Raw genomic sequence first — 16,160 nt, 5'->3', positions numbered from 1 at the left:
CGGCCCGCATCGTTCGGCTGCGCGGCGCGGCCCGGAGCGTCAGGGTGGGCGGCGCAGCCCCCCGGGAGTAGCAAGGTGCGCGGCGCAGCTGCGGAGCGTCCGGGTGCGGGTACGCGGCCGCCGTCGACGGCGTGGTTCAGTGGGCCGTCACCGACCGGCGAACTTCTTGCTGACCGAGTCGTACACGCCCTTGGCCACGTCACCCAGGCGCGGTCCGGCCAGCCAGCCCGAGGTCGCCGGGCCGATCGAGGTGTTGGACACCAGCGCCGGCTTGCCGTCCCAACCGGTCGCCACCCAGCCGCCGCCGGACGAACCGCCGGTCATGCTGCAGCCGATGCGGTACATCGTCGGATCCGATGCGTTGATCGACAGCCGCCCGGGCCGGCTTTCGCACTCATACAGCTTCTGGCCGTCGTAGGGCTTGGCGGCCGGGTAGCCCATCGCCACGACGCGCTTCACCCGGGGCACCGCCGGCGCCTTGAACTCGACCGGCAGCGCCGAACCGACCGTCTCCTCCAGCGACTTGCCGCCACTGCCCTTCTCCGGCGTGACATGGATGACCGCGAAGTCGTACGGTGCGCCGTCACCGCCCGTCGAACCGCCCTGCTCGATCCACTGGTCCGAGGTCCGCGCCCAGTCGCCCCACCAGACGCCGTAGGGAGCGACGTCCTCGCGGGTGGCGTTCTCCAGCTCCGCCATCGGCTTGCCGTCGTCGTTGTACGACGGCACGAACGCGATGTTGCGGTACCAGCCGCCCTTCTTGCCCGCGTGCACGCAGTGGCCCGCCGTCCACACCAGGTTGGACTTGCCCGGGTGCGCCGGGTCCTTCACGACGGTCGCCGAGCAGACCGCCGAGCCCTCGGGGGAGTCGAAGAACACCTTGCCGGCCGTGGGCGAGTCGGCGTGGTACGACGGCGGCACGGCCCGCGCCGGGACGGGAGCGGGCGTCGGGTCGGTCTTGCCCTGGTCCTCGGCGATCTCGCCCGCGTCGACGTCCTGGTCGGGCTCCTCGGCCTCCCGCATGCGGTCCGGGTTCCAGAGCCCCTCGATGATCGGGTTGACGTACTCGTTCGCCTCGCGCAGCCAGTCGTCCCGGTCCCAGTTCTTCCAGGCGCCGTTCTTCCACTTGTCGATGTCTATCCCGTGCTCGCGGAGCCGCTCCCTGATGTCGGCCGGGATCTTGAGCTTGCCGTCGTCGGAGGCAGTGGCGGACGCGGAGGCCTGACCGTCAGCCGTCGCATCGCCCGACTCACAGGCGGTGGCGGTCAGGGCGAGTGCCGAGGCCAGGGCCACGGCTGCCAGGACGGGGGAGTTCCTGCGGCGCGCGCTCCCCCCTCGGACGGTATGGGACGACGGCCGTGTGGATCGCATGATCTGACTCCCCCTGGTGCGGAACGAACGTGGACGAACCGGGCTTCGGCCCCGATTCCCGCTGCCTCGCGGGAAGTTCGGGGCCACCTCGCGGTGTCCGGGAACGGCATCACACACTATGCGGTGGCTGTGGGGGCGACCCGACGGATCCGCAACAGTTCCGTCACGGAAAGGATCTTGAGGCAACCCGTAACCCCGTGAGAGGTCCGGGGTTGGTAGCGGTGGGGGGCCTGCTGTCTGCGCGCGGTCCTCTGTGCCCGTGCGCAGTGGGAGGTCAGAGAAGTCGTGGCGGAATCCATCCGTGGGGGTTGTGCACCAGAGGACGCCTCTGTGGGGCGCGGGCAGGCGACATCCCCCCTCGGCGGAGCGCGGGAAGACACCGCACCTGCCCCCCGCTCCGCGCACGAAGGATTCCTGCGCCGCCAAGCCGCCCGCGAATCCGCCGCCCGGACCTACGCCCGTGCCCTGCCGATCGTTCCGGTGCGGGCCCGGGGACTCACCATCGAGGGCGCGGACGGCCGCCGCTACCTGGACTGCCTCTCCGGCGCCGGCACCCTGGCCCTCGGCCACAATCACCCGGTCGTCCTGGAGTCCCTCCGCAAGGTGCTCGACTCCGGCGCACCTCTGAACGCCCTCGATCTGGCGACCCCCGTCAAGGACGCCTTCCTCACCGAACTGTTGCGCACTCTGCCACGGGGCCTCGCGGATCGGGCGCACGTGCGGTTCTGCGGGCCGGCGGGCAGCGAAGCCGTCGAGACCGCCTACGCGCTCGTCCGCGCGGCGACCGGCCGGAACGGCCTCGTGACGTTCACCGGCGCCGGTGACAGAAGTACCGCCAGGGCTTTCGACGTCACCTCCGCGGAGGCACATGGCGCACGGATCACCCGACTGCCCGACCCGCGGGACCACCGCTGCGCCATCGGTGCCGGGGGCGAGCCCGGGTCCGATCTCTGCTCCTTCGGTGCGGGGGGCGAGCGCGGGTCCGATCTCTGCTCCCTCGGCGCCAGGGGCGAGCCCGGGCCCGACCTCGCCGCCGGTTGGACCGAGTTTCTCCTCGACCACCCTGCCGCCGGGGCGCCGCTGCCCGCCGGGGTGATCATCGAGCCCGTCCGGAGTGAAGGCGGGGTGATCCCCGTCCCCGACACCTGGCTGCGGCGCGTGCGCCGGCTCACCGCCGACCGGTCCGTCCCGCTGATCGCCGACGAGATCCGGACCGGGGTGGGCCGGACCGGTGCCTTCTGGGCGGTCGAGCACAGTGGCGTGACCCCCGACGTGATGGTTCTCTCCGATGCCATCGGAGGCAGCCTGCCGCTGGCTGTCGTGGTCTACCGCGACGACCTCGACGTCGGAGAACCCGGCACCTCCGCCGAATCCTTCCCCGGCAACCAGCTCGCCATGGCCGCCGGCACGGCGACCCTCGCCCACGTCCGCGAGAACGCCCTCGCCGAGCGCGCGGCGACCCTCGGGGCACGCATGCTGAACCAACTCCAGCAGCTCGTCTCCGATTTCGCCTGTGTCGCTGATGTGCGGGGGAGAGGGCTCATGATCGGTGTTGAGCTGATGGATCCCGAGGGCGAGAGGGAACCCGGCGACCCCGGCGCCGCCCGGACTGCGCACTGCGGCATGGAGGCGTCGGCGAGGCCGGGCAGCGGGCCCGGGCCCCTCCCCGCCGCTCCCGGACCGGCTGCTGCGGTCCAGCGGGAGTGTCTCCGGCGCGGCCTCATCGTCGGACTCGGCGGCCCGCACGCAAGCGTCGTCCACCTGCTGCCGCCCCTGACCATCACCGATGAACAAGCGGCCGCCGTAATGGACCGCTTGGCCGACGCGGTCGGGGCGGCGGCTCGGGACTGTGGTGCCGGCACGGCAGCCGCACCGTGAACTCGGTGACCTGCACGGCGAGCGTGAAAGTCCGCGCGGCATGCCTGCGCACCAGGGGTGCGCCACCGTTCGCCGGACGCCCACGCGCCATGAGCCATGACGGCCGCGCGTCATGAACCCTGCACGCCGTGGGCCGTGAGCCCCGCTGGCCACCAGCCTCACGCGCCGCCGGCTGTGAGTCCCGCAGACCGTGTGAGCCCCGCAAGCCGCGTGCCGTGAGTCCTGACGGCCACACGCCCGGCACGCCGAGCGCCGTGAGTCCTGACGGCCACTCGCCCGGCACGCCGAGCGAAGTGGCCCCGCACCCCCGTCCGCCCGCAGCTAGACCCCGCACACCCGTCCGCCCACCGCTCGGCCTCGCGCACCGCATGCCGTGCGGAGTCCGGCTCCTCGTCCCGCAGCCCCCACCCGCATGATCCCGGAACCACCCCATGAGGTACCTGCCGTGAACTTCACGCCCCACCCCGACGACCACGCCCCTGCCTCGGGACAAAGCTCCGCCGAAGCCTGGCCGTCGGCAGCGTCGCCGAGCCCGCTGGTCCCTCACCCCCGGCCGGCGGCGAAACCCGCCCAGGAGCCGAGCGCCGGCCACGACGGTGACCCACTGGAGCATCCCGACCCGCACACCGTCGCCCAGGCCGCCGCCGTGGAGAACCTGCTCCGCTGCTGGGCGCGCGAGACCAACGCGCCCGACCCGGCCGACGGCGTCCTCCACATCCCCCTTCCCGCCAGCGGTACGAGTCTCCTCGCACCGGTGCGCTACTGGTCCCCGACGGGCTGGCACCGCTTCGGCCCTCCTCGTCTCGCCGATGCTCCCGAGACGGCTCCACCCGCCGACGCGGTCACCATCGCCGCCCTGCTCACCAGGGAGACGTCCACGCACACGCCCGGCACCAGCCGTGCCCACGCCCCCTCCGTCCCCACGCACGCGCCCGACTCCGCGCCATCCGGATCCGTCGACGGCGTCGGACTCGTCGCAGGTGTTGCCGATTCCCTGCGCCGTGTCGCCGGATTCATCACCGACCGCCGGGAACGCCCGGCCGACTACCCGGACCTCTTCCTGTCCGCCGAACAGGCACTCGTCCTCGGACACCCCCTGCACCCCACACCGAAGAGCCGCGAAGGCCTCACCGAGGCCGAAGCACCCCTCTACTCACCCGAGTCGCGCGGCTCCTTCCCCTTGCACTGGATGGCTGTCGCCCCCTCCGTGCTGGCCACCGACTCCTCCTGGACCGAACGCGGCCGCCCGGTCGCCGCACCCCTCCTCGCCGCCCGGCTTGCCGGGGCCGGAGCGCGGTTGCCGGAGGGGTACGCCCTGCTGCCCCTGCACCCCTGGCAGGCACACGAGGTCCGGCGCCGCCCGCAGACCGCTGCCCTGCTGGACACCGGACTGCTCCGTGACCTCGGCACCCACGGCCCGGCCTGGCACCCCACCTCCTCCGTACGAACCGTCTACCGAACCCATGCCCCCGCGATGCTCAAGCTCTCGCTGGGCCTGCGCATCACCAACTCCCGCCGTGAGAACCTCCGCAAGGAACTGCACCGCGGCGTCGAGGTCCACCGCCTGCTCCGCAGCGGCCTCGGGCAGCAGTGGCACGCCGCGCACCCGTGCTTCGACATCGTCCGGGACCCGGCCTGGCTCGCCGTCGACACCCCCGACGGCGACCCCGTGCCCGGACTGGACGTGGTGATCCGCCACAATCCGTTCAGCCCCTCCGACGACGTGTCCTGCGTCGCCGGCCTCCTCTCGCCGCACCCATGCACCCCGGCCGCGCCGGAGGGTGCCCCGGGGCGCCCCGACCCACACGGCCCGGCCCTGCTGTCCCGACTGGCCGAGGTGGTCACGCGCCTGGCCCGCCGCACCGGCCGACCCCGCTCAGCCGTCGCCGCCGAGTGGTTCCTCCGCTACCTGGCCCACGTGGTCCGTCCCGTCCTCTGGCTGGACGGCGAGGCCGGCGTCGCACTGGAAGCGCACCAGCAGAACACCCTGCTCCTGCTGGACGCCGACGGCTGGCCCACGGGCGGCCGCTACCGCGACAACCAGGGCTACTACTTCCGCGCATCCCGGCGCCAGGACCTCGACGACCGGTTGCCCGGTATCGGCGAGCGGAGCGACACGTTCGTCTGCGACCAGGTGACCGATGAGCGGCTCATGTACTACCTGGTGATCAACAACGTGCTCGGCCTGATCGGCGCTTTCGGCTCCCAAGGGCTCGCCGACGAGCGGCTGCTGCTCGCCGCCTTCCGGCGCTTCCTCGGGCACCTCGCCTCCGGCCCGTCCCGGCTGCGCACCACCCTGCCCGCCCTGCTGCTCGACTCACCCGTCCTGCGCTGCAAGGCCAACTTGCTGACCCGGCTGCACGGCCTCGACGAACTCGTCGGCCCCGTCGACACCCAATCCGTCTACGTCACGATCGACAACCCCCTGCACTCCTGACCGCTCTGATCCCCGTTGACCGCCGCTGACCCATCTCCTTCGTCCCTGAGGACATGCCACCCCCTTCCTGAGAGGAGCGTCCGGTGCCTCCCGCCACCCCGATCGCCGGGAGCCGTATCGCCACCCACGGCGTCGGCACCGGCGCCGCCGTGGCTGCTGACTCTGTCGTGACCGCCGTGACCGCCGTGACCGGAGGCGCCGGGTCCGGAGCCGACACCGCTGCCGGGCAGGGCGTCGACTCCGATACCAGGCCGAGTGCAGCCAGTGACCTCGCAGGTGTCGCGGCCGGCACCGCCGCCGAGCTCGACGGCGGGGACGGCCTCGACCACATCGCCGCATGGAGCCCGGCAGACACGCCCGCAGGCCGGTTCCACCTCGTCCCCGTGCGCATCGAACACGACCTGGCGCTCATCAGCCGCTGGATGAACGACCCCGCCGCCGCGGAGTTCTGGGACCTGGCCGGACCGCAGGAGGTGACACGGGACCACCTGCGCGCCCAGCTGGCCGGAGACGGGCGCAGCGCTCCGTGCCTCGGCCTATTGGACGGAACACCGATGAGCTACTGGGAGATCTACCGGGCGGATCTGGACCCGCTGGCCCGGCACTACCCCGCCCGGCCTCATGACACGGGGGTCCACCTCCTGCTAGGCGGGGTCGCAGACCGCGGGCGCGGCCTGGGCGGTCTGCTGCTCCGGGCCGTCGCCGACCTCGTCCTCGCGCAGCGGCCCTCCTGCGCACGGGTCATCGCGGAACCCGACATTCGCAACACCCCTTCCATCGCCGCTTTCCTGACCGCCGGTTTCCGGTTCTCCGCCGAAGTCGACCTGACCGCCAAGCGAGCCGCTCTCATGGTCCGAGACCGGCCCATCCGGCACCTTTTGTAGCGCTGTGTCACCGCGCCATCACTCATTGAACGCGGCCCGTGCCGGGACAGTTCCCGTCCGCCGCGCCAATCTCTCGAACGGCCGTGCCACGACTCGACGTCCCGGCCGGACGACCCCCGTTCACGGCCCATTCCCGAGGAGCCCACGGCCTTGATCCCGTCCCCCGCACCCGCCTTGATCACCCGTTTGTCAGTGCAGGGTCGTAGGGTGGTCGCGCTATGACGAAGCCCTCACTTCCCGAACTCCTGCACGCCGCCGTCACTGCCGTCGGTGGCACGGAGCGCCCCGGTCAGGTGGCCATGGCCCAAGCCGTCGAGGAAGCGATCGACGACGGCTCCCACCTGCTGGTCCAGGCCGGCACCGGCACCGGAAAGTCCCTGGGCTACCTGGTGCCCGCGCTCGCGCACGGGGAGCGTGTGGTCGTCGCGACCGCCACGCTCGCCCTGCAGCGCCAGCTGGTGGAGCGCGACCTGCCGAGAACGGTCGAGTCGCTCCACCCACTCCTGCGCCGCCGCCCGGAGTTCGCGATGCTCAAGGGCCGGTCGAACTACCTGTGTCTGCACCGTATGCACGAGGGTGTCCCGCAGGACGAGGAGGAGGGCCTCTTCGACCAGTTCGAGGCCGCCGCGCCCACCAGCAAGCTGGGCCAGGACCTGCTGAGGGTGCGCGACTGGGCCGACGAGACCGAAACCGGCGACCGTGACGACCTCACGCCCGGCATCTCGGACAGGGCCTGGGCTCAGGTGTCGGTGTCGTCCAGGGAGTGCCTGGGCGCGTCGAAGTGCGCGTACGGTGCCGAGTGCTTCGCCGAGATGGCCCGTGAGCGGGCGAAGCTCGCCGAGGTCGTCGTCACCAATCACGCGCTGCTCGCGATCGACGCCATCGAGGGCGCCCCGGTCCTCCCGCAGCACGAGGTGCTGATCGTCGACGAAGCGCACGAGCTGGTCTCCCGGGTCACCGGAGTCGCCACCGGCGAGCTCACCCCCGGCCAGGTCAACCGCGCGGTGCGCCGTGCCGCGAAACTGGTCAACGAGAAGGCCGCCGACCAGCTCCAGACCGCCGCCGAGGGTTTCGAACGGCTGATGGAGCTGGCGCTGCCGGGCCGTCTGGAAGAGATTCCCGAGGACCTCGGGTACGCCCTGATGGCCCTTCGGGACGCGTGCCGCACGGTCATCTCCGCGATCGGCACGACCCGCGACAAGTCCGTCCAGGACGAGGACGCCGTCCGTAAGCAGGCTCTGGCGTCCGTGGAGAACGTGCACGACGTGGCGGAGCGCATCACGAACGGCTCCGAGTGGGACGTGGTCTGGTACGAGCGGCACGACCGCTTCGGTGCCTCCCTGCGCGTCGCGCCCATGTCCGTCTCCGGGCTGCTGCGCGAGAAGCTCTTCGCTGACCGCTCCGTGGTGCTGACGTCCGCGACGCTGAAGCTTGGTGGTGACTTCAACGGTGTCGGTGCCTCCCTGGGCCTCGCCCCGGAGGGCACCGAGGGTGATGACGTCCCGAAGTGGAAGGGCATCGACGTCGGCTCGCCTTTCGACTACCGCAAGCAAGGCATCCTGTACGTCGCCAAACACCTGGCGCGTCCCGCGCGAGACGGTGACCGCGCGGACATGCTCGACGAACTCACGGAGCTGATCCAGGCGGCGGGCGGCCGCACCCTCGGCCTGTTCTCCTCCATGAGGGGCGCCCAGTTGGCCGCCGAGGAACTGCGGTCCCGCATCCCCGAGTTCCCGATCCTGCTCCAGGGGGAGGAGACGCTCGGCGAGCTCATCAAGAATTTCGCGGCCGACCCGAAGACCTGCCTATTCGGCACACTGTCGCTCTGGCAGGGCGTGGACGTCCCGGGCCCCAGCTGCCAGCTGGTCGTCATGGACAAGATTCCGTTCCCGCGCCCGGACGATCCTCTGATGAGCGCTCGCCAGAAGGCCGTGGAGGACGCCGGAGGCAACGGCTTCATGGCGGTCGCCGCCACCCACGCCGCGCTCCTCATGGCCCAGGGCGCCGGTCGGCTCGTACGGGCATCCGGGGATCGGGGCGTGGTCGCCGTCCTCGACCAGCGTCTGGCGACGGCCCGGTACGGGAGCTACCTCAAGGCCTCGCTGCCCGACTTCTGGTTCACGACGGACCGGAACCAGGTACGGAAGTCGCTCGCGGCGATCGACTCCGCGGCCCAGCAGGCGGAAGAAGAATGAGCGGTGGGCCGGCCGGCGGCTCAGCCGTCGGTCGGCCCCCACGTGCACGAACCACTGAGTCCTGAGGTTCGACAACCGCCCCGGACAGCGCAGGGCCCCGGAACCGGCGCAGGGGTCCCGGGGCCCGGTCAAGAGGGCGGGCCCGCGGGGCCCGCCCGACGCCGTGCGCGCTGTCAGACGCGGCGCAGCACGGCCACCACCTTGCCGAGGATGGTCGCATCGTCGCCGGGGATCGGCTCGTAGGACGCGTTGTGCGGCAGGAGCCAGACATGGCCGTCCTCGCGCTTGAAGCGCTTGACGGTGGCTTCGCCGTCGAGCATCGCGGCCACGATGTCGCCGTTCTCGGCGACCGGCTGACGGCGCACCGTGACCCAGTCGCCGTCGCAGATCGCGGCCTCGATCATCGAGTCACCGACGACCTTGAGGACGAACAGCTCGCCGTCGCCGACCAGCTGGCGGGGCAGGGGGAAGACGTCCTCGACGGACTCCTCGGCGAGGATCGGGCCACCTGCGGCGATCCGGCCGACCAGCGGCACGTAGGACGCGGCGGGCTTGCCCGCGGTGTCCGTGGGCTGCACCGAGGCGGCCTGGTCGGAGCCGCGCACCTCGTAGGCGCGCGGGCGGTGCGGGTCGCGGCGCAGGAAGCCCTTGCGCTCCAGTGCCATCAGCTGGTGTGCGACGGAGGAGGTGCTGGAAAGGCCGACAGCCTGACCGATCTCCCGCATCGACGGCGGGTACCCCCGTCGCTGCACGGAGTCCCTGATGACCTCGATCACCCGGCGCTGGCGATCGGTGAGTCCCGAGCTGTCCGCCCGGATGCCGGGAGGTCGGCCCGGCAGGGAGCGCTTGTGCCCCTCAGGGTTCGTGGCTTCGTTCATCGCATGCGCCGGCTCCAGTCGGCCCTGGGAGCGGTCCTGGGCAGCGATGGCGGCACTGTCTGCGGTGGTGGTCACGTCGGCCCCTCTCGATGGTCTCCCTGCTGGACAACGGTAGTTGCTTTCGAAAGGTTGCGCCAAACACACGTTCGAGTGAAAAAACGCGAATCGTCGGACGCGATCGTGTGTCCGGGTGTATTAGCGGCCGGGTCACCGGGCGGGCAAAAGGGCCCATTGCTGTACTCTTCACCGCCGGGGTGATCGCCTCGTGGACTGTGGCCCAGTCTGCCATCCGGCATCCCCGGACCCGGGGACCAGCCCTCATCTGCGCGGGAGTCCCACGCCCCCTCCTTGCGGCGCCCACGGTATCTCCGCATGCGCCGCGGCGATACGGCCGTGCGGGAGCGGATGCCGACGCGCTCCGGGCGAAGGCGCCGGCAGTGGCGCCCGGGGTGTGCACGTGCCCGTGAAGCGGGAGCCGCCGCCCGTCACCTGCGCCTACGCGTGCGACACGCGAGATGGGCGTGCATGTATGAGCCAATCCCCACATCTAGTGGTTGGATTACATCCGCAGCCCATAAGTTGTGGTCCCCCGGGTCTCGAGGCCCATGGTCATCGCCTATGCTTGGGGCTGCTTCGTGGGGCGCAAGATGCCCGGCGAGGCTATTGAGTCTGCTGTGAGGAGGGTTGGGAGTTCATGCACTGCCCCTTCTGCAGGCACCCCGACAGCCGTGTCGTCGACAGTCGTACGACCGACGACGGCACATCGATCCGCAGGCGCCGCCAGTGCCCTGACTGCTCCCGTCGTTTCACGACCGTGGAGACGTGCTCGCTCATGGTGGTGAAGCGGTCCGGAGTCACCGAGCCCTTCAGCCGTACGAAGATCATCAATGGTGTGCGCAAGGCGTGCCAGGGGCGACCTGTCACCGAGGACGCACTCGCCCAGCTCGGCCAGCGGGTCGAGGAGGCGGTGCGAGCCACCGGAAGCGCCGAGCTGACCACCCATGACGTGGGGCTGGCCATACTCGGCCCGTTGCAGGAACTCGATCTCGTCGCCTACCTGCGGTTCGCCTCCGTCTACCGGGCGTTCGACTCGCTCGACGACTTCGAGGCGGCCATCGAGGAACTCAGGGCGCAGACGGGACACACCTATACGGACGACCCGGACCGCAAGGACGCGGCTGCGGAGAGCCGGGAAGACGACCGCGGGCCCGGAGGGACGAAGCAGGTCCCCGAGCCCGCAGGCGCCGCCGACTGACCGGCGGGCCGGACCCGGAAGGCAGCTCCGGGCCCGGCCGGGCGGCGGCGTGAGAAGACCTGTTGCGGGCGTGTGAGTGGGAGCCCGCAACACCAGACAGAACATCGTGCACCGGGAACAACGGGGCACTTCAGGGCGTTTTCGCCCGTACAGGGAGGCGGCATGACAGAGACGGCGAGCGGTCCGGCACGGAGTTCCCGCGCCAAGAGCGCCAAGGCGAGCAAGGGCCTGCGTGTCGAGCGCGTCCACACCACTCCCGGGGTCCACCCCTATGACGAGGTGGCCTGGGAGAGCCGTGACGTCGTCATGACCAACTGGCGCGACGGCTCGGTCAACTTCGAGCAGCGCGGCGTGGAGTTCCCCGACTTCTGGTCGGTGAACGCGGTCAACATCGTCACCAGCAAGTACTTCCGCGGTGCCGTGGGCACCCCGCAGCGCGAGACCAGCCTGAAGCAGCTGATCGACCGCATCGTGAAGACGTACCGGAAGGCCGGTGAGGACTACAAGTACTTCGCCTCGCCCGCCGACGCCGAGATCTTCGAGCACGAGCTGGCCTACGCTCTCCTGCACCAGATCTTCAGCTTCAACAGCCCCGTCTGGTTCAACGTCGGCACCAAGCAGCCCCAGCAGGTCTCCGCCTGCTTCATCCTGTCCGTCGACGACTCCATGGAGTCGATCCTCGACTGGTACAAGGAAGAGGGCATGATCTTCAAGGGCGGCTCCGGCGCCGGCCTGAACCTCTCCCGGATCCGCTCCTCCAAGGAGCTGCTGTCCTCCGGCGGCAACGCCTCCGGTCCGGTCTCCTTCATGCGGGGCGCCGACGCCTCCGCAGGAACGATCAAGTCCGGTGGCGCCACCCGCCGCGCCGCCAAGATGGTCGTCCTCGACGTGGACCACCCGGACATCGAGGACTTCATCGAGACCAAGGTCAAGGAAGAAGAGAAGATCCGCGTTCTGCGTGACGCGGGCTACGACATGGACCTGGGCGGCGACGACATCACGTCCGTCCAGTACCAGAACGCCAACAACTCGGTCCGTGTCAACGACGAGTTCATGAAGGCGGTCGACCAGGGCGGGCAGTTCGGGCTGCGCGGCCGGATGTCCGGCGAGGTCATCGAGGAGGTCGACGCCAAGGCGCTCTTCCGCAAGATCGCCGAGGCGGCCTGGGCCTGCGCCGACCCCGGAATCCAGTACGACGACACCATCAACACCTGGCACACCTGCCCCGAGTCCGGCCGGATCACCGCGTCGAACCCGTGCAGCGAGTACATGCACCTGGACAACACGTCCTGCAACCTCGCCTCGCTGAACCTGATGAAGTTCCTCAAGGACGACGGCAAGGGCAACCAGTCCTTCGAGGCCGAGCGCTTCCAGAAGGTCGTCGAGCTGGTCATCACCGCGATGGACATCTCGATCTGCTTCGCGGACTTCCCGACCCAGAAGATCGGCGAGAACACGCGCGCGTTCCGCCAGCTCGGCATCGGCTACGCCAACCTCGGCGCCCTGCTGATGGCCACCGGCCACGCCTACGACTCCGACGGCGGCCGCGCCCTCGCCGGTGCCATCACCTCCCTGATGACGGGCACGGCGTACCGGCGCTCCGCCGAACTCGCCTCGGTCGTCGGCCCGTACGACGGGTACGCCCGCAACGCCGACGCCCACAAGCGCGTGATGAGGCAGCACTCGGACGCCAACGACACGGCCGTCCGCATGGACGACCTGGACACCCCGGTGTGGGCCGCCGCCAGCGAGGCCTGGGGCGACGTCCTGCGCATCGGTGAGAAGAACGGTTTCCGTAACTCCCAGGCGTCCGTGCTCGCCCCGACCGGCACCATCGGTCTGGCGATGTCCTGCGACACCACCGGTGTCGAGCCCGACCTCGCGCTGGTCAAGTTCAAGAAGCTGGTCGGCGGCGGCTCGATGCAGATCGTCAACGGCACCGTCCCGCAGGCCCTGCGCCGCCTGGGCTACCTCGAAGAGCAGATCGAGGCGATCGTCGCTCACATCGCCGACAACGGCAACGTGATCGACGCCCCCGGTCTCAAGCCCGAGCACTACGAGGTGTTCGACTGCGCCATGGGCGAGCGGGCCATCTCCCCGATGGGCCACGTCCGCATGATGGCCGCGATCCAGCCGTGGATCTCCGGCGCCATCTCCAAGACGGTCAACATGCCGGAGTCGGCGACCGTCGAGGAGGTCGAGGAGATCTACTTCGAGGCCTGGAAGCTCGGCGTCAAGGCGCTCGCGATCTACCGCGACAACTGCAAGGTCGGCCAGCCCCTCTCCGCCAAGACCAAGGAGAAGGAGAAGGCGGAGATCACCGAGAAGACCGAGGAAACCATCCGCACCGCGGTCGAGAAGGTCGTCGAGTACCGCCCGGTCCGCAAGCGCCTGCCGAAGGGACGTCCCGGCATCACCACGTCCTTCACCGTCGGCGGTGCCGAGGGTTACATGACCGCCAACTCCTACCCGGACGACGGTCTCGGTGAGGTCTTCCTCAAGATGTCCAAGCAGGGCTCGACCCTCGCGGGCATGATGGACGCCTTCTCCATCGCGGTCTCCGTCGGCCTCCAGTACGGCGTGCCGCTGGAGACGTACGTCTCGAAGTTCACCAACATGCGCTTCGAGCCGGCCGGTATGACGGACGACCCGGACGTGCGGATGGCGCAGTCGATCGTCGACTACATCTTCCGCCGTCTGGCGCTGGACTTCCTGCCTTTCGAGACGCGCTCCGCGCTCGGTATCCACTCCGCCGAGGAGCGTCAGCGGCACCTCGAGACCGGTTCGTACGAGCCGAGCGAGGACGAGGTCGATGTCGAGGGCCTGGCCCAGTCGGCGCCGCGTGCCCAGGAGCTGAAGGCGGTCTCCGCGCCGAAGGCCGAGGAGACGGTCAAGCCCGCCCCGCAGCAGGCCCACACCAGTGCCGAACTGGTGGAGATGCAGCTGGGCATCCAGGCCGACGCCCCGCTGTGCTTCTCCTGCGGCACGAAGATGCAGCGTGCCGGTTCCTGCTACATCTGCGAGGGCTGCGGCTCGACCAGCGGCTGCAGCTGACGTCGAGCACCTGAGCCGATGACGGAGGGGCACCGCCTGCGGGCGGTGCCCCTCCTGTCGTGAGTGCCTCGTCGGTGGCGACGTCAGGGACGGTGTGCCGAGCCCATCGTCCCGGTGAAGTCCACGGGGTCGCCTTCGAAACCACGGAGGCCGGCGCGGAAGTCCCACGGCCCCGAGCCGTCCCGGGCGAACTCGGCGACCGTCGCCGCGGTCGCGCCGAGGACACCGCCGAAGTCGTCCTCCGCGAGGACGGTGTACCCCTCGCGAATACGCAGTCCGGGGTTGCGCACACTGACGAAAGTGCGCTCCGCCGGGCGCTGCTGGATGACGACACCGACGACCACGCGCGCGTACCGGACGTCGAGCCGGTCCAGTTCCAGCGTCATGACTTCGTCGTAGCCGAAGCCCTGGCCGTCCTTGCTGTCCCGGTTGAGAGTGATGGTGCCGTCCGGGGAGCGGCTGTCGAAGTGCACCACGTATGCGGGATCGCCGTGCGGAGCGTCCGCCAGGTAGGTCGCAGCGACCAGGTCCAGGTCGGTGGACGGCTGCCCCGCCGGACTGGGATCCCACCGCACCGCGATCTCGACCTTGCGAAGCCCCTTGTTGAGCCCGTCCACCAGAGTCCCCTTCCCCGTACCGACCCGTCCGCCGGCCCAACTGCCGGGCGCGCATGACTGTTTGTCCATCCTGCCACGCGCGCGGGTAGGTGCGAGGGGGAGCGGTCCAGCCGAGAGTGACCGACGCCACGCTCGGTGGCCTTACCATGGCGCGGTGCTGGTCAAGTGGATTCGCTGCACCGTGGTGGACCGCCGCGGTTTCGAGCGGGGGCAGCGGAAGTGGGCGGGGCTTCTGGGGGAGCCGGGGTTTCGCGGGCAGGGGGGTGGCTGGAGCCGGGGGCGGCCGGACGTGGCGCACATTTTCGCGTTCTGGGAGAGCCGCGCCTTCTACGACTCCTTCATGGCACGGTCCCACGACCGGCTCGCATCCTCCCAGGCGGGCACGTTCAAGGACGCACAGGTCAGACTCTTCGACTACCGCTTCGACGTGAAGACCGGCTTCGAACCTCGGTTCACGGACGCCGACCTGCTCCGGGTGGCGCTCTGCCGTATCCACGAGGCGCGGGCGGAGCATTTCGTGCTGATGCAGGAGAAAGTCTGGAACCCGGCGATGGCCGGCTCGCCCGGCATGGTGCGTGGGCTGTTCGGCGAGGCACCCGGGCACGAGTTCATGGTGCTGTCGATGTGGCGCTCGGCCGCCGAGCACGGCAAGTACCGCACGGAACGTGTGGAACGGCTCGCCCTGAGGGCACAGATCGAGGCGGACGTGGCGGCGCTCACCGGGGATGTCGTGGACATGGAGTCGAGCTGGACCGTCTGATTCCGGGCCATGTCTTCCGGAAGCCGGACGCGGTCGTTGAGGTCGTTGAGGTCGGACAAGCGTGCGACTGGAGTGATCCGTGGTGCACGAATCGTGTGACCTACGCGGTATGGATGCGGTGTGAGTGCTCCCCGGGCCCTCACTCGATCTAGGGTCTTGGCATGGCACGACCACGGCGCATCGTCCTTGTCCGGCACGGCGAGTCAACGGGCAATGTTGATGACTCCGTCTACGAGCGTGAACCCGACCACGCCCTGGCACTGACCGGGCGCGGCCGACGGCAGGCGGAGGCGACGGGCGAGCAGCTGCGCGACCTCTTCGGCGACGAGCGCGTCAGCGTCTACGTCTCCCCGTACCGCCGCACGCACGAGACTCTGCGCGCGTTCCATCTGGACACCGGTCTCATACGGGTGCGCGAGGAACCAAGGCTGCGCGAGCAGGACTGGGGCAACTGGCAGGACCGGGACGAGGTCCGCCTCCAGAAGGCCTATCGGGACGCCTACGGGCACTTCTTCTACCGCTTCGCCCAGGGCGAGTCCGGCGCCGACGTCTACGACCGGGTCGGAGGCTTCCTGGAGAGCCTCTTCCGTAGCTTCGAGGATCCGGACCACCCGCCGAACGTCCTCATCGTCACGCACGGGTTGGCCATGCGGCTGTTCTGCATGCGGTGGTTCCACTGGACCGTCGCGGAGTTCGAGTCGCTGTCGAACCCGGGGAACGGCGAGGTGCGGATGCTCGTTCTGGGGGACGACGGCAAGTACACGCTCGACCGGCCCTTCGATCGCTGGCGAGACCCCGAGCCGTACGAGATCACCGGATAGAGTGGCAGGG

General features: G+C 70.2%; 11 protein-coding genes. 8 read left to right on the top strand and 3 right to left on the bottom strand.

Annotated features, from left to right (window positions below):
• Window positions 1–147: 147 nt before the first annotated feature.
• Window positions 148–1,371, bottom strand: coding sequence for a trypsin-like serine peptidase (locus ACFCXS_RS34590; protein ID WP_376647328.1), 1,224 nt, complete (start codon window positions 1,369–1,371; stop codon window positions 148–150).
• 330 nt (window positions 1,372–1,701) lie between these two features.
• On the opposite strand from ACFCXS_RS34590, the gene ACFCXS_RS34585 reads away from it, so the two are divergent.
• The 4 genes from ACFCXS_RS34585 to ACFCXS_RS34570 all read left to right on the top strand — a co-directional run bounded on the left by ACFCXS_RS34585 (window position 1,702) and on the right by ACFCXS_RS34570 (window position 8,765).
• On the top strand, window positions 1,702–3,249 hold the full coding sequence (locus ACFCXS_RS34585) for an aminotransferase class III-fold pyridoxal phosphate-dependent enzyme (RefSeq protein ID WP_376647327.1): 1,548 nt from the start codon (window positions 1,702–1,704) through the stop codon (window positions 3,247–3,249).
• 412 nt (window positions 3,250–3,661) lie between these two features.
• The gene (locus tag ACFCXS_RS34580; RefSeq protein ID WP_376647326.1) at window positions 3,662–5,686 is read left to right on the top strand and encodes an IucA/IucC family protein; all 2,025 of its coding nucleotides are present in this window, start codon (window positions 3,662–3,664) and stop codon (window positions 5,684–5,686) included.
• An 83-nt stretch (window positions 5,687–5,769) separates the two neighbouring features.
• Window positions 5,770–6,570, top strand: a complete 801-nt coding sequence (locus ACFCXS_RS34575) for a GNAT family N-acetyltransferase (protein ID WP_376647325.1) — start codon at window positions 5,770–5,772, stop codon at window positions 6,568–6,570.
• 218 nt (window positions 6,571–6,788) lie between these two features.
• Window positions 6,789–8,765: an ATP-dependent DNA helicase gene (locus ACFCXS_RS34570; protein WP_376647324.1), complete on the top strand. Its 1,977-nt coding sequence runs from the start codon at window positions 6,789–6,791 to the stop codon at window positions 8,763–8,765.
• Window positions 8,766–8,938: 173 nt separating this feature from the next.
• On the opposite strand, the gene lexA is transcribed toward ACFCXS_RS34570, so the two are convergent.
• Window positions 8,939–9,718, bottom strand: a complete 780-nt coding sequence (lexA, locus tag ACFCXS_RS34565) for a transcriptional repressor LexA (RefSeq protein ID WP_104781284.1) — start codon at window positions 9,716–9,718, stop codon at window positions 8,939–8,941.
• Between the two features lie 619 nt (window positions 9,719–10,337).
• On the opposite strand from lexA, the gene nrdR reads away from it, so the two are divergent.
• Together nrdR and ACFCXS_RS34555 are read left to right on the top strand one after the other, a co-directional pair.
• Window positions 10,338–10,898 (top strand): transcriptional regulator NrdR, encoded by a 561-nt coding sequence (nrdR, locus tag ACFCXS_RS34560; RefSeq protein ID WP_376647323.1) that lies wholly within the window; start codon window positions 10,338–10,340, stop codon window positions 10,896–10,898.
• Window positions 10,899–11,060: 162 nt separating this feature from the next.
• The gene (locus tag ACFCXS_RS34555; RefSeq protein WP_376647322.1) at window positions 11,061–13,952 is read left to right on the top strand and encodes a vitamin B12-dependent ribonucleotide reductase; all 2,892 of its coding nucleotides are present in this window, start codon (window positions 11,061–11,063) and stop codon (window positions 13,950–13,952) included.
• 83 nt (window positions 13,953–14,035) lie between these two features.
• Here ACFCXS_RS34555 and ACFCXS_RS34550 read toward each other — a convergent pair whose 3' ends face one another.
• Window positions 14,036–14,569: a TerD family protein gene (locus ACFCXS_RS34550; RefSeq protein WP_361881083.1), complete on the bottom strand. Its 534-nt coding sequence runs from the start codon at window positions 14,567–14,569 to the stop codon at window positions 14,036–14,038.
• A 154-nt stretch (window positions 14,570–14,723) separates the two neighbouring features.
• On the opposite strand from ACFCXS_RS34550, the gene ACFCXS_RS34545 reads away from it, so the two are divergent.
• Together ACFCXS_RS34545 and ACFCXS_RS34540 are read left to right on the top strand one after the other, a co-directional pair.
• Entirely contained in the window at window positions 14,724–15,329 is a 606-nt protein-coding gene (locus tag ACFCXS_RS34545; RefSeq protein WP_376647321.1) for a YdbC family protein, read from the top strand.
• Window positions 15,330–15,490: 161 nt separating this feature from the next.
• Window positions 15,491–16,150: a histidine phosphatase family protein gene (locus tag ACFCXS_RS34540; RefSeq protein WP_376647320.1), complete on the top strand. Its 660-nt coding sequence runs from the start codon at window positions 15,491–15,493 to the stop codon at window positions 16,148–16,150.
• The last annotated feature ends 10 nt before the right edge of the window (window positions 16,151–16,160 follow it).

Source organism: Streptomyces sp. NPDC056373, from assembly GCF_042262425.1.
GTDB lineage: Bacteria > Actinomycetota > Actinomycetes > Streptomycetales > Streptomycetaceae > Streptomyces.
The sequence above is the reverse complement of the archived record's forward strand: the minus strand, read 5'-3'. Positions and strand labels throughout refer to the sequence as shown.